At 69.1% G+C, this 22,681-nt stretch carries 22 protein-coding genes and 1 tRNA gene; 1 reads left to right on the forward strand and 22 read right to left on the reverse strand.

The features are described 5' to 3' along the window. Window positions 1–21 precede the first annotated feature (21 nt). The 19 genes from VFV21_RS00660 to VFV21_RS00750 all read right to left on the reverse strand — a co-directional run bounded on the left by VFV21_RS00660 (window position 22) and on the right by VFV21_RS00750 (window position 18,294). The gene (locus tag VFV21_RS00660) at window positions 22–1,551 is read right to left on the reverse strand and encodes an NADH-quinone oxidoreductase subunit M (protein WP_329667645.1); all 1,530 of its coding nucleotides are present in this window, start codon (window positions 1,549–1,551) and stop codon (window positions 22–24) included. A 19-nt stretch (window positions 1,552–1,570) separates the two neighbouring features. Continuing rightward, window positions 1,571–3,709 (reverse strand): NADH-quinone oxidoreductase subunit L, encoded by a 2,139-nt coding sequence (gene nuoL, locus VFV21_RS00665; RefSeq protein WP_329667646.1) that lies wholly within the window; start codon window positions 3,707–3,709, stop codon window positions 1,571–1,573. Window positions 3,710–3,716: 7 nt separating this feature from the next. Continuing rightward, entirely contained in the window at window positions 3,717–4,022 is a 306-nt protein-coding gene (gene nuoK, locus VFV21_RS00670; protein ID WP_034209925.1) for an NADH-quinone oxidoreductase subunit NuoK, read from the reverse strand. After that, window positions 4,019–4,636: an NADH-quinone oxidoreductase subunit J gene (locus VFV21_RS00675; protein ID WP_329667647.1), complete on the reverse strand. Its 618-nt coding sequence runs from the start codon at window positions 4,634–4,636 to the stop codon at window positions 4,019–4,021. Before VFV21_RS00675 ends, nuoK begins: the two co-directional genes overlap by 4 nt. A 16-nt stretch (window positions 4,637–4,652) precedes the next feature. After that, window positions 4,653–5,141, reverse strand: coding sequence for an NADH-quinone oxidoreductase subunit NuoI (nuoI, locus tag VFV21_RS00680; RefSeq protein ID WP_034209923.1), 489 nt, complete (start codon window positions 5,139–5,141; stop codon window positions 4,653–4,655). Between the two features lie 7 nt (window positions 5,142–5,148). Next, window positions 5,149–6,207: an NADH-quinone oxidoreductase subunit NuoH gene (gene nuoH, locus VFV21_RS00685; RefSeq protein WP_329667648.1), complete on the reverse strand. Its 1,059-nt coding sequence runs from the start codon at window positions 6,205–6,207 to the stop codon at window positions 5,149–5,151. A gap of 1 nt (window position 6,208) precedes the next feature. Beyond that, on the reverse strand, window positions 6,209–8,515 hold the full coding sequence (gene nuoG / locus VFV21_RS00690) for an NADH-quinone oxidoreductase subunit NuoG (protein ID WP_329667649.1): 2,307 nt from the start codon (window positions 8,513–8,515) through the stop codon (window positions 6,209–6,211). After that, window positions 8,512–9,882, reverse strand: a complete 1,371-nt coding sequence (nuoF, locus tag VFV21_RS00695) for an NADH-quinone oxidoreductase subunit NuoF (protein WP_329667650.1) — start codon at window positions 9,880–9,882, stop codon at window positions 8,512–8,514. The genes nuoG and nuoF overlap by 4 nt, the downstream gene beginning before the upstream one ends. Before the next feature lie 8 nt (window positions 9,883–9,890). Continuing rightward, window positions 9,891–10,418, reverse strand: coding sequence for an NADH-quinone oxidoreductase subunit NuoE (gene nuoE / locus VFV21_RS00700; RefSeq protein ID WP_329667651.1), 528 nt, complete (start codon window positions 10,416–10,418; stop codon window positions 9,891–9,893). A gap of 14 nt (window positions 10,419–10,432) precedes the next feature. After that, window positions 10,433–11,689, reverse strand: a complete 1,257-nt coding sequence (locus tag VFV21_RS00705; protein WP_329667652.1) for an NADH-quinone oxidoreductase subunit D — start codon at window positions 11,687–11,689, stop codon at window positions 10,433–10,435. A 7-nt stretch (window positions 11,690–11,696) separates the two neighbouring features. Further along, window positions 11,697–12,419 carry an NADH-quinone oxidoreductase subunit C gene (locus VFV21_RS00710; protein ID WP_329667653.1) on the reverse strand — a complete coding sequence of 241 codons (723 nt, stop codon included), beginning with the start codon at window positions 12,417–12,419 and terminating at the stop codon, window positions 11,697–11,699. 16 nt (window positions 12,420–12,435) lie between these two features. Further along, window positions 12,436–12,990, reverse strand: a complete 555-nt coding sequence (locus tag VFV21_RS00715; protein ID WP_034209917.1) for a NuoB/complex I 20 kDa subunit family protein — start codon at window positions 12,988–12,990, stop codon at window positions 12,436–12,438. Next, entirely contained in the window at window positions 12,981–13,337 is a 357-nt protein-coding gene (locus VFV21_RS00720) for an NADH-quinone oxidoreductase subunit A (RefSeq protein WP_290889533.1), read from the reverse strand. The genes VFV21_RS00715 and VFV21_RS00720 overlap by 10 nt, the downstream gene beginning before the upstream one ends. 80 nt (window positions 13,338–13,417) lie before the next feature. Then, window positions 13,418–13,502, reverse strand: a tRNA-Leu gene (locus tag VFV21_RS00725). A 55-nt stretch (window positions 13,503–13,557) separates the two neighbouring features. Beyond that, window positions 13,558–14,025: a preprotein translocase subunit SecG gene (secG, locus tag VFV21_RS00730; RefSeq protein ID WP_329667654.1), complete on the reverse strand. Its 468-nt coding sequence runs from the start codon at window positions 14,023–14,025 to the stop codon at window positions 13,558–13,560. 12 nt (window positions 14,026–14,037) lie between these two features. Then, window positions 14,038–14,790 carry a triose-phosphate isomerase gene (gene tpiA, locus VFV21_RS00735; protein ID WP_034209914.1) on the reverse strand — a complete coding sequence of 251 codons (753 nt, stop codon included), beginning with the start codon at window positions 14,788–14,790 and terminating at the stop codon, window positions 14,038–14,040. Between the two features lie 45 nt (window positions 14,791–14,835). Further along, on the reverse strand, window positions 14,836–15,252 hold the full coding sequence (locus VFV21_RS00740; protein ID WP_329667655.1) for a group 1 truncated hemoglobin: 417 nt from the start codon (window positions 15,250–15,252) through the stop codon (window positions 14,836–14,838). 31 nt (window positions 15,253–15,283) lie between these two features. Then, on the reverse strand, window positions 15,284–17,626 hold the full coding sequence (locus VFV21_RS00745; protein ID WP_329667694.1) for a putative bifunctional diguanylate cyclase/phosphodiesterase: 2,343 nt from the start codon (window positions 17,624–17,626) through the stop codon (window positions 15,284–15,286). Further along, window positions 17,623–18,294 carry a methylamine utilization protein gene (locus VFV21_RS00750; RefSeq protein WP_329667656.1) on the reverse strand — a complete coding sequence of 224 codons (672 nt, stop codon included), beginning with the start codon at window positions 18,292–18,294 and terminating at the stop codon, window positions 17,623–17,625. The genes VFV21_RS00745 and VFV21_RS00750 overlap by 4 nt, the downstream gene beginning before the upstream one ends. A 107-nt stretch (window positions 18,295–18,401) precedes the next feature. Here VFV21_RS00750 and VFV21_RS00755 point away from each other — a divergent pair, with 107 nt between their 5' ends. Then, window positions 18,402–19,208: an SDR family oxidoreductase gene (locus VFV21_RS00755; RefSeq protein ID WP_329667657.1), complete on the forward strand. Its 807-nt coding sequence runs from the start codon at window positions 18,402–18,404 to the stop codon at window positions 19,206–19,208. 197 nt (window positions 19,209–19,405) lie between these two features. On the opposite strand, the gene VFV21_RS00760 is transcribed toward VFV21_RS00755, so the two are convergent. The 3 genes from VFV21_RS00760 to accD form a co-directional block, all read right to left on the reverse strand. After that, window positions 19,406–20,344 (reverse strand): isopenicillin N synthase family dioxygenase, encoded by a 939-nt coding sequence (locus VFV21_RS00760; RefSeq protein ID WP_329667658.1) that lies wholly within the window; start codon window positions 20,342–20,344, stop codon window positions 19,406–19,408. A gap of 70 nt (window positions 20,345–20,414) precedes the next feature. Further along, window positions 20,415–21,758, reverse strand: a complete 1,344-nt coding sequence (gene glmM, locus VFV21_RS00765) for a phosphoglucosamine mutase (RefSeq protein WP_329667659.1) — start codon at window positions 21,756–21,758, stop codon at window positions 20,415–20,417. Between the two features lie 5 nt (window positions 21,759–21,763). Further along, complete coding sequence (gene accD / locus VFV21_RS00770; RefSeq protein ID WP_329667660.1) at window positions 21,764–22,660, reverse strand: acetyl-CoA carboxylase, carboxyltransferase subunit beta; 897 nt, start codon at window positions 22,658–22,660, stop codon at window positions 21,764–21,766. Between the last annotated feature and the right edge of the window lie 21 nt (window positions 22,661–22,681).

The raw sequence follows: 22,681 nt of genomic DNA on the forward strand, positions 1-22,681 counted from the left end.
GGCAAGGCCATTCGGGTTCCCTTACAGCTTGGTGGCGGCGAGCTGGGTGAGCAGCTGCGCGATCGGTGCTTCCATGAGGTCGGTCAGCGGCTTGGGGTAGACGCCCAGCGCCAGCGTGCCGAGCGCGAACACGCCCAGCACCAGGACCTCGCGGCCGTTGACGTCGGTCAGCTCGGCGACGTGGTGGTTGGCCACCTCGCCGAAGATCACGCGCTTGACCATCCACAGCGTGTAGGCGGCGCCCAGGATCAGCGTGAAGCCGGCCGCGAAGGCCACCCACACGTTGTGCTGGAACGCGGCCAGGATGACCATGAACTCGCCGACGAAGCCGGACGTGCCCGGCAGGCCCGAGTTGGCCATCGCGAAGAACACGAAGAAGGCGGCGAACCAGGGCATGGTGTTGGCCACGCCGCCGTAGTCGCGGATCATGCGGCTGTGCATGCGGTCGTAGACCACGCCCACGCACGAGAACATCGCGCCGGAGATGAAGCCGTGCGAGATCATCTGCACCATCGCGCCCTGCAGGCCCAGCTGCGCCGCGTCGGTGCTGCCCAGCTCGCGCACCAGCGCGAAGGCGATGAAGGTGCCGAGGGTGACGAAACCCATGTGCGCGATCGACGAGTACGCGATCAGCTTCTTCATGTCCTCCTGCACCAGCGCCACCAGGCCGATGTAGACCACGGCCGCCAGCGAAAGCGCGATCACCAGCCAGGCCCACTCCTGCCCCGCGTCGGGGACGATCGGCAGGGTGAAGCGCAGGAAGCCGTAGCCACCGATCTTGAGCATGATCGCCGCCAGGATCACCGAGCCGCCGGTCGGCGCCTCGACGTGGGCGTCCGGCAACCAGGTGTGCACCGGGAACATCGGCACCTTGACCGCGAACGCGGCGAGGAAGGCGAAGAACAGCCAGGCCTGCTCGGTGGCGGTGAGCTTGAGGGTGTAGAGGTCGGCCAGCATGAAGCTGGGGTCGCCCGCCTCCACCGTGCGCAGGTACAGGTACACCAGGCCGATCAGCATGAAGACCGAGCCCAGGAACGTGTACAGGAAGAACTTGATCGACGCGTACACGCGCTTCGGGCCGCCCCAGACGCCGATGATGATGAACATCGGGATCAGCATGCCTTCGAAGAACACGTAGAACAGCATGGCGTCGAGCGCGGCGAACACGCCGACCATCAGGCCCTCGAGCACCAGGAAGGCGGCGAAGTACTGGTGCGCGCGGCGGTCGATCGACGTCCACGAGCCCACCAGCACCAGCACCGAGGTCAGCGTGGTCAGGGCGATCAGCGCGATCGAGATGCCGTCCACGCCCAGGGCGTAGCGGATGTCGAAGCTGGGGATCCAGGCGCGGTCCTCGACGAAGCGCATCGCCGGCGACGAGACGTCGTGGCCGGCGAACAGCAGCAGGCTGGCGGCGAAGGTCGCCAGCGCCACCACGAGGGCGAACACCTTGCCCTGGTTCGCACGCGCGTCGCCGAAGGCCAGCGTGAGCAGGCCGCCGAGGATCGGCAGCCAGATCAGCACGCTCAGCAGGGGCCAGTTGGCATCCATCAGGTCTTCCTTGTGGGTCTCAGGCGCCGATCGTCCGCACCAGCACCGCCAGCAGGACGATGAGGCCGATGATCATGGCGAAGGCATAGTTGTAGAGGCGGCCGGTCTGGACGTGGCGGACGATGCCGGCGATGCGGTCGACCAGCACCGCCGAGCCGTTCACCAGCAGGCCGTCGATCAGGCCGGCGTCGCCGCGCTTCCAGGAGAACTTGCCGAGCTTGATGCCGCCGCCCGCGAAGCCCTTGATCCACAGGTCGTCGAAGCCGTACTTGTTGTCCAGGATGCGGGTGAGGAAGGCGCCGGGCTTGCTGGCGCGCATCTTCGTGGCGGTGTCCGGGAAGTACAGGTACAGCACCGTGGCGGCGGCGAAGCCGGCGAAGGCGATCCAGAACACCGGCGAGGCGTAGAAGTGCATGCCGAAGCCGACCGCGGCCGACAGCCAGCCGTGCTCGTCGTGCCACAGCGAGTTCGCGGCCAGGGCGACGGTGTCGTGCGCCGGCAGCACCTCGATGGCACCGCGGAAGAAATCGCCGAACAGCATCGGGCCGACCGTGAAGAAGCCGATCAGGATCGAGGGGATGGCCAGCAGGATCAGCGGGATCGTGACGACCTTGGGCGACTCGTGCGGCTCGACCGGGCCGTGGTGGCCGTGGTCGTCGTGCGCATCGCCATGGTGGGCGTCGGCATGGGCGTCGTGGCCGTGGTCGTCGTGGCCATGGGCCTCGACCTCGCGGAAACGCTCCTTGCCGTGGAAGGTCAGGTAAAGCAGGCGGAAGCTGTAGAAGGCCGTGACGAACACGCCCAGCATCACCGCCCAGTAGCCGTAGGTCTGCACCCAGCCGCCGGTCTTGGCCGCCTCGCCCGCCGCCACGATGATCGTGTCCTTGGAGAAGTAGCCCGAGAAGAACGGCGTGCCGACCAGGGCCAGCGTGCCGATCAGGCTGGTGACGTAGGTGATCGGCATGTACTTGCGCAGGCCGCCCATCTTCCGCATGTCCTGCTCATGGTGCATGCCGATGATCACCGAGCCCGCCGCCAGGAACAGCAGCGCCTTGAAGAAGGCGTGGGTCATCAGGTGGAACACCGCGGCCGAGTAGGCCGACACGCCCAGCGCGACGGTCATGTAGCCCAGCTGCGACAGGGTGGAGTACGCGACCACGCGCTTGATGTCGTTCTGCACGATGCCGATCAGGCCGGTGAACAGGGCCGTGGTGGCGCCGATGAACAGCACGAAGGCCAGCGCCGCCTCGCTCTGCTCGAACAGCGGGGACATGCGCGCGACCATGAAGATGCCGGCCGTCACCATGGTGGCGGCGTGGATCAGGGCCGAGATCGGCGTCGGGCCTTCCATCGAGTCCGGCAGCCAGACGTGCAGCGGCACCTGGGCCGACTTGCCCATCGCGCCGATGAACAGGCAGATGCAGATGAAGCTGATGATCTGGACCTGCACCGGGTTCGCCAGCACCTGCCAGGTGTGGCCGAACAGCGCCACCTGCCCCGACCACAGGGTGAAGGTGTCGTTGAGCGAGGCGTTGGAGGCCTGGGCGAAGGCGGTGGCGTAGTCGAGCGTGCCCAGCCACATCAGCACGCCGGCGATGCCCAGCAGGAAGCCGAAGTCGCCGACGCGGTTGACCAGGAAGGCCTTGAGGTTGGCGAAGATCGCGGTCGGCCGCTTGAACCAGAAGCCGATCAGCAGGTAGGACACCAGGCCCACTGCTTCCCAGCCGAAGAACAGCTGCAGGAAGTTGTTGCTCATCACCAGCATCAGCATGCTGAAGGTGAACAGCGAGATGTAGCTGAAGAAGCGCTGGTAGCCCGGGTCCTCGGCCATGTAGCCGATGGTGTAGACATGCACCAGCAGCGACACGAAGGTCACCACCACCATCATCATCGCGGTGAGGCTGTCGACCATGAAGCCGACGTGCGCCGCATAGCCGCCCACCTGGAAGAAGGTGTAGACGTTCTCGTTGAACGGCGCGGCGCCGCCCACGGCGAACTGCCAGAGCACCTGGCACGACAACGCGCAGCTGACCGCGACGCCGAGGATGGTGGCCCAGTGCGCGCCCGCGCGGCCCACCTGCTTGCCGAACAGGCCGGCGATGGCGGCGCCGACCAGCGGCGCCAGGGCGATGACCAGGAGCGTGTTCATGGAGATCATGGCGCGCTCAGCCCTTCAGGGAATCGAGTTCGGCGACGTTGATGGTCCGCTTGTTGCGGAACAGCGTCACCAAGATGGCCAGGCCGATGGCGGCCTCGGCGGCGGCCACGGTCAGGATGAAGAACACGAAGATCTGGCCCGAGACGTCGCCGAGGAAGCGCGAGAAGGCCACGAAGTTGATGTTCACCGCCAGCAGCATCAGCTCGATGCACATCAGCAGCACGATGACGTTCTTGCGGTTGATGAAGATGCCGGCGACGCTGATGCAGAACAGCACCGCGCCCAGCGCGAGGTAGTGGCCGAGGCTGATCACGGGTTGCCCTCCTGGCGGGGTTCGGACGGCACCTTGACCAGGCGCACGCGGTCCTCGGCGCGCACCGCCACCTGGCGGCTGGCGTCCTGGTGCTTGGTGCCCGGGCGGCGGCGCAGGGTCAGCATCACCGCCACCACCAGGGCCACGGTCAGGATCACGGCCGCGATCTCGAACGGCAGGATGTACTTGCTGAACAGGGTCTCGCCGATCCACTGCAGGTTGGTCTTGCCGGCCGCGGCCGCCGGGTCCACCGACGACAGGCCGACTTCGAAGCGCTTGCCGCCGATAAGCAGCACCATCTCGGCCGCCATCACCACCACCACCGCGCCGGTCAGCGGCAGGTAGCGGGTGAAGCCCTCGCGCATCGGCGTGGTGTTGATGTCGAGCATCATCACCACGAACAGGAACAGCACCATCACGGCGCCGATGTACACCAGCACTAGCACCACGCCCAGGAACTCGGCCTGCAGTAGCAGCCACAGGCAGGCGGTGGAGAAGAAGGCGAGCACCAGGCTGAGCACCGCGTGCACCGGGTTGCGCGCCAGGATCACGCCTAGCGCCGCCAGCACGGTGATGGCGGCGAAGGCGTAGAAAGCGAAGAGTTGGTAGGTCATGGGTTCGTCCCCTGCCTCAGCGGTAGGCCGCGTCGACGGCGCGCCGCTCGGCGATTTCCGCTTCGAAGCGGTCGCCGATGGCCAGCAGCTGCAGCTTGCCGACCACGTTCTCGCCGCGCTTCTCGAAGTGGTATTCGTGGATGTGGGTCTCGACGATCGAGTCCACCGGGCAGCTTTCCTCGCAGAAGCCGCAGTAGATGCACTTGAACAGGTCGATCTCGTAGCGCGTGGTGCGGCGCGAGCCGTCCGCGCGCGGCTCCGAATCGATGGTGATCGCCAGCGCCGGGCAAACCGCCTCGCACAGCTTGCAGGCGATGCAGCGCTCTTCGCCGTTCGGGTAGCGGCGCAGGGCGTGCAGGCCGCGGAAGCGCGGCGACTGCGGCGTCTTCTCGTACGGGTAGTTGAGCGTGTAGGTGGGCTTGAACATGTAGCCCAGGGTCAGCTTCAGCCCGGCCAGCAGCTCCAGCAGCAGCAGGCTCTTGAGGTAGTTCTTGATCTGGTTCATAGCGTCCTCAGGCCCCGACCGTGAACCAATTGTTGTAGGCCATGATGGCGGTCACGAAGATCCAGGTGATCGTGATCGGAATGAAGATCTTCCAGCCCAGGCGCATGATCTGGTCGTAGCGGTAGCGCGGGAACGAGGCGCGGAACCAGACGAAGCAGAAGGCGAAGAACGCGAACTTGAGCGCCAGCCACCACCAGCCCGGCTCGCCCAGGAAGCCCCAGGACGGCGGGAACGGCGACAGCCAGCCGCCCATGAACAGGATCGAGGTCAGCAGGCTGACCAGCATCATGTTGGCGTACTCGGCCAGGAAGAAGATCGCGAAGGCCGAACCGGAGTACTCGACGTGGAAGCCGGCGACGATCTCGGACTCGCCCTCGGCGACGTCGAAGGGCGCGCGGTTGGTCTCGGCCACGCCGGAGATGAAGTAGATGACGAACAGCGGGAACAGCGGCCACATGAACCACTCGCCGATGCCGAGGCTGCCCTGCTGCGCGTGCACGATCTGGGTGAGGTTCATGGTGCCGGCGGCGACCAGGACACCGACCAGGGCGAAGCCCATCGCGATCTCGTAGCTCACCACCTGGGCCGCGGAACGCAGCGAACCGAGGATGGCGTACTTGGAGTTCGACGCCCAGCCGCCGACGATGATGCCGTACACGCCCATCGAGGTCAGGGCCAGCAGCACCAGCAGGCCGGCATCGACGTCGGCCAGCACCACGCCCTCGTCGAAGGGGATGACCGCCCAGGCCGCGAACGCCGGCGCCAGCGCGAGCAGCGGCGCGAGGCGGAACAGCAGCGGGCTGGCGTTGGCCGGGATCACCAGCTCCTTGAACAGCATCTTGAACACGTCGGCGAAGGCCTGGATGACGCCGATGCCCAGGAAGCCGCCGATGTACTGCGGGCCCTGGCGCACGTGCATCCAGCCGATCACCTTGCGCTCGAACAGGGTGAAGAAAGCCACGCCGATGGTGATCGGCAGGACGATGACGATGATCTTGGCCAGGGTCCAGGCCACCAGGCCCAGGTCGCCGTAGGCCAGGAGGAAGTCGCGGATCGCGTCGATCATCTCAGGCTCCCACCACCGCGAGGCGCGCGGTCGGCGACATCGGTGCCGTGGCCTCGTAGCCGTTCTCGATCCACACCGCGCCCTTGGCCACGCGCGCGCTGATGGCCACCGGCAGCGCCGCGCTGCCGATGCCGTCGCCGACCTTGGCCATGCCGCCCTCGGACAGGCCGCGCGACAGCGCCTCTTCCGGGTGCAGCACGATACGGGCGCCGTGGGTCAGCGGGTGCGCGTTGAGCGCCGCGGCGCGACGCAGCACCGCGTCGCCGCGGTAGATCGGCGTGCTGGCGATGCGCTCGAGGCCTGGGTCGGCCTTGCCGGCTTCGGCCAGGCCGCTGCCCTGCCCCGGCGCCTGCGGCGCCAGCGCGGCGCGCAGGCCGTGCAGGTCGGTGAATTCGAAGCCCGGCAAGCCCAGCTGGCCGCCGAAGGCGCGCAGCACGCGCCAGCCGGCGCGCGCCTCGCCCGGCAGCTTGCCGCCGGCCTGGGTCGCCTGGTCGGTGCCGTCGAGGTTGGTGAGCGTGGCTTCGATTTCGGGGAGCAGGCCGATCGGGAGGATGACGTGCGCGAGTTTCTTCAGCTCGTCGCTGGCGTAGGCGGCGAACGCGAGCACCTGGGCCGAGGCCAGCGCCTTGAGCGCCTGCGCGCCGTGCGCGAAGTCGTACTGCGGCTCGATGCCGTACAGCACGTAGGCCGGCAGCGGCTGCGCCAGCATGGCGCCGGCGTGCTTGCCCTGCCCCGTCGGACGCACGCCGTGGCGCGCCAGGCCGATGGCATTGGCGCCCTGCGGGATGCGGTTGAGCTTCGCGCCCGTGGCGGTCGCCAGCGCGCGCGCGGCGGCGCGCAGCCAGGAGGCCTGGGCGTGGTTCTCGGCCAGCTCGCCCAGCACGATCACGGCGTTGCCGCCGGCCTTGGCCAGCGCCTCGGCCATGGCCTTGGCGGCGTCGTGGTCCTGCGCCGCGATGGCGGCGGGCAGCGAGGCCCCGGCCGCCTGCGCGACCGCGGCAAGCGCGCCCGGCAGCTGCGAGGGCGCGACGATACGCTTGCCGGCGACGGCAAAGGTGGTCTCGAAATCAACCGGGTTGATGGCGAACACCTTGGCGCCGCGCTTGCCGGCCTTGTGCAGGCGCTGGTGCAGCAGCGGCAGTTCGTGGCGCAGGTTGCAGCCGACCAGCAGCACGGCGTCGACGGTGTCGAAGGCGGCGGCGGGCAGTTCGAAGGTTTCAGCGAAGGCGGCGTCGGCGAAGTCGAGCGCCTTCAGGCGATGGTCGACGTGGCCGGTGCCCATGCCCTTGGCCAGCGCGGCCAGCAGCGCGCCTTCCTCGTTCGAAGTGGCGGGATGCGCCAGCACGCCCAGCGATTCGCCGGCGTTCTTCACCAGCTTGGCGGCCTGCGCCAGCGCCTCGTCCCACGAGGCTTCGCGCCAGGCGTCGCCCTCGCGCAGCAGCGGGCGGGTGACGCGGTCGGCGGCGCCCAGGCCCTGGTGCGAATAGCGGTCGCGGTCCGACAGCCAGCACTCGTTCACGGCCTCGTTGTCGCGCGGCACGGTGCGCAGCACTTCGCCGCGGCGGGCGTGCAGGTAGAGGTTCGAACCCAGCGCGTCGTGGTAGCCCAGCGATTCGCGGGCGACCAGCTCCCAGGCGCGGGCGCGGTAGCGGAAGACCTTGTTGGTGAGCGCGCCGACCGGGCAGACGTCGATGACGTTGCCCGAGAGTTCGGTCATCAGCGGCTTGCCGTCGTAGGTGCCGATCTGCAGGTGCTCGCCGCGGTTCATGCCGCCGAGCTCGAAGGTGCCGGCGACGTCGGCCGTGAAGCGGACGCAGCGCGTGCACTGGATGCAGCGGGTCATGTCGGTGGCGACCAGCGGGCCCAGGTCCTCGTCGGCGACCACGCGCTTGCGGTCGACGTAGCGCGAGACCGAGCGGCCGTAGCCCATCGAGACGTCCTGCAGCTCGCACTCGCCGCCCTGGTCGCAGATCGGGCAATCGAGCGGGTGGTTGATCAGCAGGAACTCCATGACGTTGCGCTGCGCATCGAGCGCGCGCTTGGTCTGGGTGGTGACCTTCATGCCTTCCATCACCGGCGTGGCGCAGGCCGGCGCGGGCTTGGGCATCTTCTCGACGTCCACCAGGCACATGCGGCAGTTGGCGGCGATCGGCAGCTTCTCGTGGTAGCAGAAGCGCGGCACCGGGATGCCGGCCTTGTCGGCGGCCTGGATGATCATCGAGCCCTTCGGCGCGGTCATCGCGACGCCGTTGATCTCGATGTTCACCACGTCCGGCGCGGCGTTCGGGGCGGTCGGCTGGGCGCTCATGCGGCCTGCTCCGTGGCGGCGGCGACCTGGCCCTTGGCGAGGTCATCCACGTAGAAACGCTTGTTGACGATGGCGTACTCGAACTCGCTCCAGAAGTGGCGGAGCATGCCCTGCACCGGCCACGCCGCGGCTTCGCCGAAGGCGCAGATGGTGTGGCCTTCGATCTGGCCGGCCGCGCCCTTGAGCATGTGCAGGTCGTCCAGCGTGGCCTTGCCTTCGACGATGCGGGTCAGCACGCGGTACATCCAGCCGGTGCCCTCGCGGCAGGGCGTGCACTGGCCGCAGGACTCGGCGTAGTAGAAGCGCGAGATGCGGTGGCAGGCGCGCACCATGCAGGTGGTCTCGTCCATCACCACCACCGCGCCCGAACCGAGGCCCGAACCGGCCTTCTGGATCGAGTCGTAGTCCATGGTGCAGGCCATCATGGTGTCGGCCGGCAGCACCGGCATCGACGAACCGCCCGGGATCACGGCCTTGAGCTTGCGGCCGCCCTTGACGCCGCCGGCCATCGCCAGCAGCTCGGAGAACGGGGTGCCGAGCCGGATCTCGAAGTTGCCCGGGTTGTTGACGTGGCCGGAGACCGAGAAGATCTTCGGGCCGCCGTTGTTGGGCTTGCCCAGGCCCAGGAACCACTCGGCGCCGTTGCGCACGATGGCCGGCACCGAGGCGTAGGTCTCGGTGTTGTTGATGGTGGTCGGGCGGCCGAACAGGCCGTAGTTGGCCGGGAACGGCGGCTTGAAGCGCGGCTGGCCCTTCTTGCCCTCGAGCGACTCCATCATCGCGGTCTCTTCGCCGCAGATGTAGGCGCCGGCGCCCAGCGCGGCGTGGATGTCCACGTCGACGCCCGAGCCCAGGATGTCCTTGCCGAGCCAGCCGTGGGCGTAGGCTTCCTTCAGCGCCTCCTCGAAGTGCTCGAAGGGCTCGTGGTGGAACTCGCCGCGCAGGTAGTTGTAGCCCACGGTGCAGCCGGTGGCGTAGCAGGCGATGGCCATGCCCTCGATCACCGAATGCGGGTTGTAGCGCAGGATGTCGCGGTCCTTGCAGGTGCCCGGCTCGGACTCGTCCGAGTTGCACAGGATGTACTTCTGGCCGGGCGCGCTGCGCGGCATGAAGCTCCACTTCAGGCCGGTGGGGAAGCCCGCGCCGCCGCGGCCGCGCAGGCCCGACTGCTTGACCATCTCGACCACGGCCGCCGGATCCATCTTCTCGCTCAGGATCTTGCGCCAGGCGGCGTAGCCGCCGGTCTTGAGGTAGTTCTCGTGCGACCAGGGCTTGTCGAAGTGCAGCGTCGTGTAGACGACGTTGTGCTCCTGCGGCGCCGGACCGACCGGGCCGTAGCCTTCCGAATAGTGGGAGTGGTGCGCCATGGCCCGACTTACTCCAGTCCGTCCAGAAGCGCATCCACCTGGGCGGTGGTGAGCTTCTCGTGGTAATGCCCGTCGATCAGCATGACCGGCGCGGCGGCGCAGGCGGCCACGCACTCTTCCTCGATCTTCAGGAAGATGCGGCCGTCGGGGGTGGACTCGCCGTGCTTGATGCCGAGCTTGCGCTCGCAGTGACGGACCATGTCCTCGGCGCCGTTGAGCCAGCAGCTGATGTTGGTGCAGATCGCGACCTTGTGCCGGCCGACCGGCTCGAGGTCGAACATCGAATAGAACGTCGCCACTTCGTAGGCCCACACCGGCGGCAGGCCCAGGTACTTGGCGGTGGCGGCGATGATCTCGTCGCTCAGCCAGCCGCCGTTCTGCTCCTGCGCGGCCATCAGGCCCTGGATGACGGCGGAGCGCTTGCGGTCGGGCGGGAACTTGGCGACCCAGTGGTCGATGTGCGCGCGCGTGCCGTCGGACAGCGCGACCATCGGGTCGACGTCCTGGCAGGCAGCGAAGTTTCCGGTTGCTTTCATCGGTCAGGTAACCCTTAGCGGTCGATTTCGCCGAAGACGATGTCGTAGGTACCGATCATCGCCACGACGTCGGGCAGCATGTGGCCGCGCACGATCGCGTCCATGGACGAGAGGTGGGCGAAGCCGGGGGCGCGCAGCTTCAGGCGGAAGGGCTTGTTGGCGCCGTCGGAGACGATGTACGCGCCGAACTCGCCCTTGGGCGCCTCGACCGCGGCATAGGCCTCGCCGGCCGGCACGCTGTAGCCCTCGGTGAAGAGCTTGAAGTGGTGGATCAGCGCTTCCATGTCGTCCTTCATTTCCGCGCGCGACGGCGGCGCGACCTTGAAGTTCTTCACCATCACCGGGCCCGGGTTGGCGCGCAGCCACTGCACGCACTGGGCGATGATGCGGTTGGACTGGCGCATTTCCTCGACGCGCACCAGGTAGCGGTCGTAGCAGTCGCCCTGCACGCCGACCGGGATGTCGAAGTCGACACGGTCATAGGCGGCGTACGGCTGCTTCTTGCGCAGGTCCCAGGCCAGGCCGGAGCCGCGCAGCATCGGGCCGGTCATGCCCCAGGCCAGGGCCATGTCCACCGGCACCACGCCGATGCCGACGGTGCGCTGCTTCCAGATGCGGTTGTCGGTGAGCAGGGTCTCGTACTCGTCGACGCGCTTCGGGAAATCCTTGGTGAAGGCGTCGAGGAAATCGAGCAGCGAGCCCTCGCGCCATTCGTTGACGCGCTTGAGCTCGGCGCCCTTGCGCCACGGCGACTCGCGGTACTTGGGCATCGCGTCCGGCAGGTCGCGGGCGACGCCGCCGGGGCGGTAGTAGGTGGCGTGCATGCGCGCGCCCGAGACCGCCTCGTAGCAATCCATCAGCTCTTCGCGCTCGCGGAAGGCATAAAGGAACACCGCCATCGCGCCGAGGTCGAGGCCGTTCGAGCCGATCCACATCAGGTGGTTCAGGATGCGGGTGATCTCGTCGAACATCGTGCGGATGTACTGCGCGCGGATCGGCGCCTCGACGCCCAGCAGCTTCTCGATGGCGCGCACGTAGGCGTGCTCGTTGCACATCATCGAGACGTAGTCGAGGCGATCCATGTAGCCGATCGACTGGTTGAACGGCTTGGACTCGGCCAGCTTCTCGGTGCCGCGGTGCAGCAGGCCCACGTGCGGGTCGGCGCGCTGCACGACCTCGCCGTCCATCTCCAGCACCAGGCGCAGCACGCCGTGCGCGGCCGGGTGCTGGGGGCCGAAGTTGAGGGTGTAGTTGCGGATTTCCTGGGTCATGGCCGGGTCAGTCCTTGCTCGGCCGCTCGGAGGCGGCCTGCTGCCAGCGCGAGTCCTCGCGCACGACGCGCGGCACGCCCACGCGGGGCTCGATCGAGACCGGCTCGTACACCACGCGCTGGCGCTCGGCGTCGTAGCGGACCTCGACGTTGCCGGTCAGCGGGAAGTCCTTGCGGAACGGGTGGCCGACGAAGCCGTAGTCGGTGAGGATGCGGCGCAGGTCCGGGTGGCCTTCGAAGACGATGCCGAACAGGTCGAAGCACTCTCGCTCGAACCAATTTGCCACGGGATAAACGTCCACCAGCGACGGCACCACGGGCAGGCTGTTGTCGGCGGCGAAGCAGCGCAGGCGCAGGCGCTTGTTGGTGCGCACCGACAGCAGGTGCACCACCACCGCGAAGCGGCGCTCGGGACCGTTGCCGCGCGGGCGGTCTTCCCAGTTGAAGCGACCAGGACCGGCGTTGCCCTCGATGCCGCGCGAGAAGCCCTCGTCGGTGACGTCGGTGGTGTCCCACTCGTCGGTGCCGTAGCCGAGGTAATCGACGCCGCAGAGGTCGCTGAGCTGCTCGAACGAGAGTTCCGGGTCGTCGCGCAGCAGGCGCGCGGCGTCGGCGAAGGAATCCGGCGTCACTTCGACGGTGGTCTCGCCCAGCGCCTCGTGCACCGACACCAGCCGGTCCTGCAGGCGCGCCTTGAGGCGCTCGGTGAAGCTCGTGGTGGTTTCGACCATGGCGTCGGCTGGGTCCTTAGCGGGCGATGGTGTTGGTGCGGCGGATCTTCTTCTGCAGCTGCAGGATGCCGTACACGAGCGCCTCGGCGGTGGGCGGGCAGCCCGGCACGTAGATGTCCACCGGCACCACGCGGTCGCAGCCGCGCACCACCGAGTACGAGTAGTGGTAGTAGCCGCCGCCGTTGGCGCAGCTGCCCATGGAGATCACCCACTTCGGGTCGGGCATCTGGTCGTAGACCTTGCGCAGCGCCGGGGCCATCTTGTTGACCAGGGTGCCCGCGACGATCATCACGTCGGACTGGCGCGGCGACGGGCGGAAGATCACGCCGTAGCGGTCGAGGTCCAGGCGCGAGGCGCCGGCGTGCATCATCTCGACCGCGCAGCAGGCCAGGCCGAAGGTCATCGGCCACATCGAGCCGGTGCGGGCCCAGTTGACCAGCGTGTCGACATTGGTGGTGACGAAGCCGCGCTCGAGCAGCGGGTTGTCGCCTTCCGGGCGCAGGATGTCGTCCACCGAGCCGATCGGCTCGGGGTTGTTCATCACGCGCTTGATGGTGGAGGTCACTCCCATTCCAGCGCTCCCTTCTTCCAGACGTAGATGAAGCCCAGCACCAGCAGGCCGATGAAGATGCCCATCTCGGTGAGGCCGACGATGCCCAGCTGGCGGAAGTTCACCGCCCACGGGAAGACGAAGGCGATTTCCAGGTCGAAGATGATGAACTGGATGGCGATGAGGTAGTAGCGCACGTCGAACTGCATGCGCGCGTCCTCGAAGGCCTCGAAGCCGCATTCGTACGGAGAGAGTTTTTCGCTCGAGGGGCGCTTCGGGCCGAGGGCCCAGCCCAGCACCAGCAGGACGATGCCCAGGCCGGTGGAGACGAAAAGGAAAAGCAGGATCGGCAGATATTCGCCCAGCACGCGCGCTTCCTCACCATGCGCCCGTGGGCGCGTTCGCGCCGCCGCTCCAGCTTCGCCGGGCGGCAGCCCGTCCATCAGATTGGTGCCCAAGGGGGGACTCGAACCCCCACGACTTACGTCGCTACCACCTCAAGGTAGTGCGTCTACCAATTCCGCCACCTGGGCAGGTGTGCCTCGAACCGGCGTGGCCGGTGCGAAGGCGAGAGATTGTACCAGCCGATCAGCCGCCTTGGCTGCTTTTTTCGGCGTTTTCGACCGGCTTTTCTTCCACCGGGGCGGCGTCGGCCGGAGCGGCCTCCACCGGCGCGGCATCGGCCGCGGGAACTTCGGCCGGGACGTCCGCCGCCGGGATCACGGGGACTTCACCCGCCGGCGCATCGGCCGACGGGATCGCGCCGGTGGCCGGCACTTCCGACATCACGCCGAGGTCGTCTTCGACCGGGGCGACGTCGATGGTACGGGTGGCGTTCCAGGCCATGCCCAGGCTCATCGCCATGAAGATGGTGGCGAGCCACTTGGTCGCGGTCGAGAGGAAGTTCGCCGAACCGCGCGCGCCGAACACCGTGGCCGAGGCGCCGCCGCCGAAGCCGGAGCCGGCCGCCGCGCCCGAGCCGCGCTGCATGAGGATGAGCACGATCATGGCGATCGCGACCAGCACGTAGATGACACTGACGATGGTGAGCAGCATGGTCTTGGTCTGTTACCTCGCCGCCGCGGCGACGATTGCCAGGAAATCCTGGGCCACGAGGGACGCGCCCCCGATCAGGCCGCCATCGACATCGGGCTGGGAAAACAGCTCGGCGGCGTTGGCGGGTTTGACGCTGCCGCCGTACAGCAGCGGGAGCGAGCCGGCGATTCTAGCATCGAGTGCACGCAGTTCGCCACGGAGGAAGGCGTGGACCTCCTGGGCCTGCTCCGGGCTGGCGGTCCGGCCGGTGCCGATGGCCCAGACCGGCTCGTAAGCCAGCACCGCGCCCTCGAAGCCGGCGATGCCGACCAGGTCCAGCACCGGCTGCAGCTGGCGCTGCAGGGCCCACTCGGTATGGCCGGCCTCGCGCTGGCCCAGGGTTTCGCCCACGCACAGCACCGGCACCAGGCCGGCCTGGCGGGCGGCCTGGAATTTCTCGGCCACGCGCTCGCTGTCTTCCTCGTGGTACTGCCGGCGCTCGGAATGGCCGACCAGGACGTAGCGGCCGCCGACGTCGCGGATCATCCGGCCGGCGGTCTCGCCGGTGTAGGCGCCCTGGTCGTTCACGTCCAGGTCCTGGGCGCCGAAGGCGAGGCCGGAGCCGGCGTAGCGGTCGGCCAGTTCGCCCAGGTAGGGCACGGGCGGCATCACCACCACGTCCACGCCGGCCGGTCGCGGGGCCGCGGCCAGGGCGTCCACCAGGCCGCGGGCGAAGGCGCGGTCGCCATGGAGCTTCCAGTTGCCGGCAACGATTCTCTGGCGCATCGGGGCTTCCTGCGTCGGGAAAGGCCGCAAGGATACCGCGCCCGGCTAGGGGCTGACGATGTCCCGGTGCATCGGCGCCAGCCGCCGCAGCAGCTGGTTCTGGGCGCGGAACGGGATGCCGCGCGCGTCCATCGCGTCCTGCAGGTCTTCCACCAGGGCGTTGAAGTCGGCCTCGGTGATGCCAAGCCCGGCATGCGATTCGGCCATGCTGCGGCCGGTGTAGATGCAGGGCCCGCCGAGTTCGACGCAAAGCTGCTCGACCAGGCGGTCGTTGAGGTTCACCAGGTCGGTTTCGACGAAGCCGGCGTTGATGCGCTCGTCCTCGAGGATGCGCACCAGCAGCTCCTCGACCAGGGCCTCCACGCCGGCCTGGCCGCCGAACTGTTCGTACAGCGAGGTGCGCGGCGTGGTGGCGCAGGCCGCCAGCAGCAGCAAGGGAAGCGCGAGGGCGAGTCGGTTCATGCGCCTACCACACCACAGCCCTGCCCCGGGCTCAAGCCTCGGCCGCGTCGAAGCGCCGGCACCAGGCGTACAGCTCGGCGCCCGCCAGCGGCGCGCTGAACAGGTAGCCCTGCACCATGTCGCAGCGGTACTTCGCCAGCAACGCCAGGCTGGAGTCGCTCTCCACGCCCTCGGCGATCACCGACAGGCCCATGTTGTGGCCCAGCTCGATGGTGGAGCGCACGATCACCGCGTCGTCGCTGCCCTCGGTCATCTGCATCACGAAGCTCTTGTCGATCTTGAGTTCGTCCACCGGCATGCGCTTGAGCTGCGCCAGCGAGGAATAGCCGGTGCCGAAGTCGTCGATCGACAGCCGGATGCCGCCCGCGCGCAACCGGTGCAGCATGCGCACGGCGTAGTCCACGTCGCGCATCAGCGCGCCCTCAGTGACCTCGAGGATGATCTTCGCCGGCGGCACCTTGTGCCGGCGCTGGCAGTCGTGGATGAATTCCGGCAGGTCGGCGTCCATCAGGTCCATGGCCGAAAGATTGATCGCGACCCCGAGGTCCAGGCCGTCGGCGCGCCAGGCGGCGTTCTGGCGCAGCGCCTCCTCGAGCACGAAGCGCGTGAGCTCGTGCACGAAGCCCGAGCGCTCTGCCAGCGGGATGAATTCGTCCGGCGGCACCTGGCCCAGGGTCGGATGTTGCCAGCGCAGCAGTGCCTCGACGTGCCGCACCCGGCGGCTGGCGAGGTCGACCTTGGGCTGGAACTTCAGGCTCAGCTCGCGGCGCACGACCGACTGCCGCAGGTCGCCCATCAGCGCCAGCTGGCGCAGGTGCACCTCGTCGCGCCCGGGCTGGTACACGGCGACGCCGCTGCGCGTTTCCTTGGCGTCGTAGAGCGCGATGTCGGCGCGGCGCAGCAGGGTCTGGGCGTCGTCGCCGTGGTCGGGCGAGAGCACCAGGCCGATGCTGCAGTCGAGGTTGATGCGGGTGCTGGGCAGGTCCAGCGGCTCGCGCAGCTGCGCCAGCAGGGCGCGGGCGCGGCGCGGGGCGTGCCCGAGCTCGACCTCGCCCATGATCACCATGAACTCGTCGCCGCCCAGGCGCGCCACCAGGTCGTCCGGGCGCACGGCCAGGCGCAGGCGCTTGCCCACTTCCTGCAGCACCTGGTCGCCGAAGCCGTGGCCCAGGGTGTCGTTGATTTCCTTGAAGCGGTCGAGGTCGAGCATCAGCACCGCGCAGGCGTGGCCGTCGGGGCGCGGCGCGGCGAGGGTCTGCTCCAGGTGGTCGCGGGCGCGGGCGCGATTGGGCAGGCCGGTCAGGGCGTCGTGGTTGGCCTGGTGCAGGATGCGCTCCTCGCGCGCGGCGATGCCCTGCTGCATGTGGCCCAGGGCGCTGGCCAGCCCGGCGATTTCGTCCTTGCCGCGGGCTTCGATGGGCTGGCTGTAGTCGCCGGCCTGGATGCGCTGGGCCGCTTCGGCCAGGCGGACCACCGGCCGGCTGATGCCTCGCCCCAGCACGCCCGCCAGGCCCAGGGCGATCAGCGCCGAGAGGCCAGAAAGCAGCAGGATGCGGTCCTGCAGGGTTGCGTACGGCGCCATCGCTTCGTCCAACGAACCCTGCAGCACCACCCGCACCGAATCCGCGCCGGACACCGGCTCGGACAGGGCGAAGTAGCGGTCCCCGGCCAGGTCCATCGGGCGGATGCGGCGGTCCGGCGCCAGCGCGGCCGGCGCCACGCCGGCGAGCGCGGCGCGCGCGGCCGGGTCGAGGCTGGAGGCGTGCACCACCAGCGCCCCGCCCTCTTCCCGCGCGAAACTGGCGTGGATGCCGGTGAGGCCGCGGAAATCGCCGGCGTAGGCATCGCCGAAGGTGGAGCCGATCGCGACCCAGCCGATCTGGTCGGGCGCCAGCACCGGCAGCAGCGCCACCACCTGCAGGCCGTCGCCGAAATCCACCACCGACAGCGCGAAGCCCTCCTCCCGCGCCTGCGCCACCAGCGGCGCCAACGCCCGGGCCTGAGCGGCGGCGTCGGCGCCCTCGAGGCCGGCGCGCCAGTCGCCGTCCGGACCGAGCAGCACGGCCGCGTCCGCGCCGATGCGCGCGGCCTGGTTGCGGAGCGCCGAGGCCATCGTGGCGGCATCGCCGCTGGCGACCGCGGCCTTGAAGCCGAAGTCATCCGCCAGCACCAGGGTCGATTCCAGCAGCTGGCGGCTGCGGGCGTCGAAGAAGCGCTGCCACACGCGTTCGGCCACCGCCAGCTCGTCCGCGAGCTGCGTGCTGACGCTGCGGCCAGTGGCCACGTGCACCACCGCGAAGGTGGCCAGCTGCGCCGCCAGCACCACCAGGATCAGCAGCGCGACGATCCGCGATTGCAGGCGCCAGCGCATCAGTCGTCCTGGCGCAAACTGCGCAGGCGATCCTGCAGGGCGCGCAGGCGGTCGCTGCCGCGGCGGTCGGGCGGCGGCGGGCCGAGGGCCAGGGTGATCGCCAGTCCATTGCCGCCGGCACGCAGTTCGACCGGCCGTTCGACCGGCGCGGCCAGGCGCGCGTGCCAGACCCGCAGGGTGTAGCGGCCGGGCGGCGCCGACAGCGTGAGCGCGCCATCGGCGCCGGACTTGCCGAAGTGCGGGGTGTCGAGCACCACGATGTAGCCGATCATCCAGTCGTGGATGTTGCAGCCCACCACCACCACGCCGGGCTTGTCGAACAGGATCGGCGCCCGCGGGGTGCCCGCGTACAGCGGCAGCTCGAAGGGTTTGGGCGTCGAGAAGGAATAGACCTGGTGCTGCACCTGGTCGGAGTTCGGGAAACTGACCGCGGTGCCCACCTGCACCGGCAGCACGCCGGGCACGAAGGCGGAGTCGCGCTGGTCCATCACCGCGAAGGCGCCGGGCGCCTCGCGGGCGGTGGCGTGCAGGCTGGCGACGGCGTCGGCAACCGGCTGGGTGCCGTCGCCGAGGGTGAGCGCGAGGTCGGCGGCGCGGGCGGCCGGGCTGATCGGGACGGCGACGAGCGCCGCGGCAGCGAGCGCCGCGGAGAGGTAGTGCCGGATATTCATAACGCCCCCTTCCGCCGGCGAGCCGCGCCGGATGACGCGATTAGCTGCCAGTCCCGGTGATAATGGCGCGAAACCAGGCCAGCCGGCCGCCACGGAGTCCACGAAACATGACGCAGTCCCCGGTTCGCGGCCACGCCCTGGTCACCGGCGCCTCCAGCGGCATCGGCGCCGCCATCGCCCGCGAATACGCCGCGCGCGGCGTGCCCCTGGTCCTGGTCGCGCGCCGCGCCGAGCGCCTGCAGGCGCTGGCGGCGGAACTATCGGCCAGGGTGGACTGCGTGGTGATCGCCGCCGACCTGGCCGACCCCGCCACGCCGGCCCGCCTGTTCGAAGAGACGACGTCGCGCGGGCTGTTCATCTCGACCCTGGTCAACAACGCCGGCTACGGCGTCCCCGGCCGCTACCTGTCGGCCGACTGGAAGACCCACGCCGACTTCATCCAGGTGCTGATGACCTCGGTGGCCGAACTCACGCACCGCTACCTGCCGGCGATGGAAGCCGCGGGCCACGGCCGCATCCTCAACGTCGCCTCGCTGGCCGGGCTGGTCCCGGCCACCGCCGGCCACACGCTCTACGGCGCGACCAAGCTGTGGCTGGTGCGTTTCTCGGAGTCACTGGACCTGGAAATGAAGAAACACGGCGTGCACGTCACCGCCGTCTGCCCCGGCATGACCTACACCGAATTCCACGACGTCAACGGCATGCGCGAGAAGGTCAACCAGCTTCCTAAGGGCATCTGGCTCACCAGCGCCAAGGTCGCCAAGCTCGCCGTCGATGCCGTCGAAGCCGGCCGTCCGCGCGTGATCACCGGCCGCACGAACAAGCTCCTGGCGGCCCTGTCGAAGTACCTCCCCGACCGCCTCGCCAGCGCCCTGATTGCGTCGCGTTCGAAGGATTTCCGCGATGCGGAGTGAAGATCGGAACGCGCTAAAAGAAGAAGGAACTAGTGAAGAGGAACCAGGAACTAGAGAAGAGCGGCCGGACCGCGCCGCTTCTACTAGTTCCTAGTTCCTCTTAACTAGTTCCCAAAAAAAGGGGTCAGAGTGAATATTCGTTTGAAACGAATATTCACTCTGACCCCTTTTTCCGCTCTGCCCCCTTTTTCCGGTCTTCAGACCAGTTTGATCTCGCGCAGTCTCTCCAGCAAATACTCGTGCGCGGTAATCGGCGTCGGATAGCGATCCGGGTTGCCGGCGTCCACGCAGCCCGGCAGGGTCTTGATCAGGAAGTCCGGGTTCGGGTGCAGGAAATACGGGGTGGAGTACCGCGGCTTGCGCGCGGCCTCGCCCGGCGGGTTCACCACGCGGTGGGTGGTGGACGGGTACACGTGGTTGCTCAGGCGCTGCAGCATGTCGCCGATGTTGACGACGATGGTGTCGGCGTCGGCGGTGAACGGCACCCACTCGCCCTTGCGCGACAGCACTTCCAGGCCGGCGGCGCTGGCGCCGACCAGCAGGGTGATGAAGTTGATGTCCTCGTGGGCGCCGGCGCGCACGTTCGGGATGTCGTCGGCGGTGATCGGCGGGTAGTGGATCGGGCGCAGGATCGAGTTGCCGAAATTGGTCTTGTCGGCGAAGAAGTCGGCCGGCAGGTTGATGTGCAGGGCCAGCGCCGAGAGCACGCGCGAACCCAGCTGGTCGAGCGCGGTGTACAGGCCGTAGGCCACTTCCTTGAACTCGGGGATCTCGGCCGGCCACAGGTTCGGCGGCATCACGTCGGCGTACTTCGAGTCGCGCGCGATCTCGCGGCCCACGTGCCAGAACTCCTTCAGGTCGAAGTGCTTGGCGCCCTTCGCGGTCTCGATGCCGAACGGCGTATAGCCGCGGGCACCGCCGCCGCCGGGCACGTGGTACTTCTTCTTGACGTCCTCGGGCAGCGCGAAGAAGCGCTGGAACACCTCGTAGGCGCGGTCGATCTGCGCCTGCGGGATGCCGTGGTTGCGGATGCCGGCGAAGCCCCACTCCCGGTAGGCGGCGCCGAGCTCGGCGACGAAGGCGTCGCGGTCGGTGTCGAAGCGCTGGATGTCGAGGGTGGGGATGCTGGCGGTCACGGTCGGGATTCCGGAAAGTGGCGTGGGGTGGATTCTAGGCCCGGCGGCGTGAGCCGGGCATTGACGCGGCTCAAGTGGCGGCGCGGACGACCTCGGCCAGGCGCTCGAGCACCTGCCGCATCAGGCCGTCGTCGTCGGCCTCGACGGTGACGCGCACCACCGGCTCGGTGCCGGACGGGCGCAGTACCAGGCGGCCGCGGCCGGCCAGGGCGGCCTCGGCCTCGGCGCGCGCGGCCTGCACGGCGGCGCTGTCGAGCGGCTTCACGCCCGGGGCGACCCGGACGTTGACGGTCTGCTGCGGCAGCGGCTGGTAGCCGGCCAGGGCCTGCTGCAGGGACTTGCCGCGGCGGCGCAGCACTTCGATCACCTGCAGCGCGCTGACGATGGCGTCGCCGGTGCTGGCGCGGTCCAGGCACAGGATGTGGCCCGAGGCCTCGCCGCCGAGCACGCCGTCGTGCTCGACCAGGGCCTGGTGCACGTAGCGGTCGCCGACCCGGGCGCGCAGGAAACCAATGCCCTGCTCGCCCAGCGATCGCTCCATCGCGTAATTCGTCATCAGGGTGCCGACCACCGGACCGCGCAGGCGGCCGCTGGCGTGCCAGTCGCGCGCAAGCAACCAGATCAGGCCGTCGCCGTCCACCAGCTGGCCCTGCCCGTCCACCATCAGCACGCGGTCGCCGTCGCCGTCGAAGGCGATGCCCAGGTCGGCGCCGGTCTCGCGCACCCGCGCCATCAGCGCCGCCGGGTGGGTGGAGCCAACGCCGTCGTTGATGTTCAGGCCGTCGGGCGCGTTGCCGATGCACTCGACCACCGCGCCGAGTTCGGAGAACACGCGCGGGGCGACCTGGTAGGTGGCGCCGTGGGCGCAGTCGAGCACCACGCGCATGCCCGAGAGCACGAAGTCGTCGGGCACGGTGGACTTGCAGAATTCGGCGTAGCGGGCCATCGCGTCGGTGACGCGCGAGGCCTTGCCCAGCGACGCCGAGCCAACCGTGGCGAAAGGCTTGTCGAGCTCGGCCTCGATCGCGGCTTCGAGCGCGTCGCCGAGCTTCTCGCCCTGGGCCGAGAAGAACTTGATGCCGTTGTCGTGGTGCGGGTTGTGCGAGGCGCTGATGACGATGCCGGCATCGGCGCGCAGCGAGCGCGTCAGGTAGGCCACCGCCGGGGTCGGCATCGGTCCGAGCAGGCGCACGTCGGCACCGGCGGCGACCAGGCCGGCCTCCAGCGCCGCCTCGAACATGTAGCCGGAGATGCGCGTGTCCTTGCCGATCACCACGGTGACGCCGTCGCGGCCCTGCGCCGCCAGCACCCGGCCCGCGGCCGCGCCCAGGCGCAGCATGAAATCGGCCGAGACCGGCCATTCGCCGACCCGGCCGCGGATGCCGTCGGTGCCGAAATACTTGCGGTCCGCCATCCCGGTCAGGCCGCGCCGTTGCCGTTGGCGGGCGCGTCGGGCGCCGGCATCGGCTGGCGCATCATCAGCGCCAGCAAGGCGGAAAGTTTTTCACGCATCTGGCGGCGGTCGATGATCAGGTCCACCGCGCCGTGCTCGACCAGGAACTCCGAGCGCTGGAAGCCCTCGGGCAGCGTCTCGCGCACGGTCTGCTCGATCACGCGCGGGCCCGCGAAGCCTATCAGGGCCTGCGGCTCGCCGACGTTGATGTCGCCCAGCATGCCCAGCGAGGCCGACACGCCGCCGGTGGTCGGGTGCGTGAGCACCGACACGAAGGGCAGCCCCGCCGCGCGCAGGCGGCCCAGCGCCGCCGAGGTCTTGGCCATCTGCATGAGCGAGAACAGGCCCTCCTGCATGCGCGCGCCGCCGGTGGCCGAGAAACACACCAGCGGGCAGCCGATCGCCAGCGCGCGCTCGGCGGCGAGGGTGAACTTCTCGCCCACCACGGAGCCCATCGAGCCGCCCATGTACTTGAACTCGAACGCGGCCACGCAGATGTCGTGGCCCTTGAGCTTGCCCTGCACCGCGACCAGCGCGTCGCGCTCGCCCGTGGCCTTCTGAGCGGCCTTGATGCGGTCGGCGTACTTCTTCTGGTCCTTGAAGTGCAGCGCGTCCACCGGGCCGAGCGCGGCGCCGATCTCCTCGCCGCTGTCGTCGTCCAGGAACGCGACCAGGCGCTCGCGGGCGCCGATGGCCATGTGGTGGCTGCACTTGGGGCAGACCCGCAGGTTCTTTTCCAGCTCGGGGCCGTAGAGGGCGGCGCCGCAGCGGTCGCATTTCTCCCACAGGCCCTCGGGCACGGCGCGCTTGCCGCCGCCCTCGGTGCGGATGCGGGACGGCATCAGTTTGGTCAGCCAGCTCATTCAGCCACCGGTCTTGTTCGG

Source organism: Arenimonas sp., assembly GCF_036275555.1.
Taxonomy (GTDB): domain Bacteria; phylum Pseudomonadota; class Gammaproteobacteria; order Xanthomonadales; family Xanthomonadaceae; genus Arenimonas.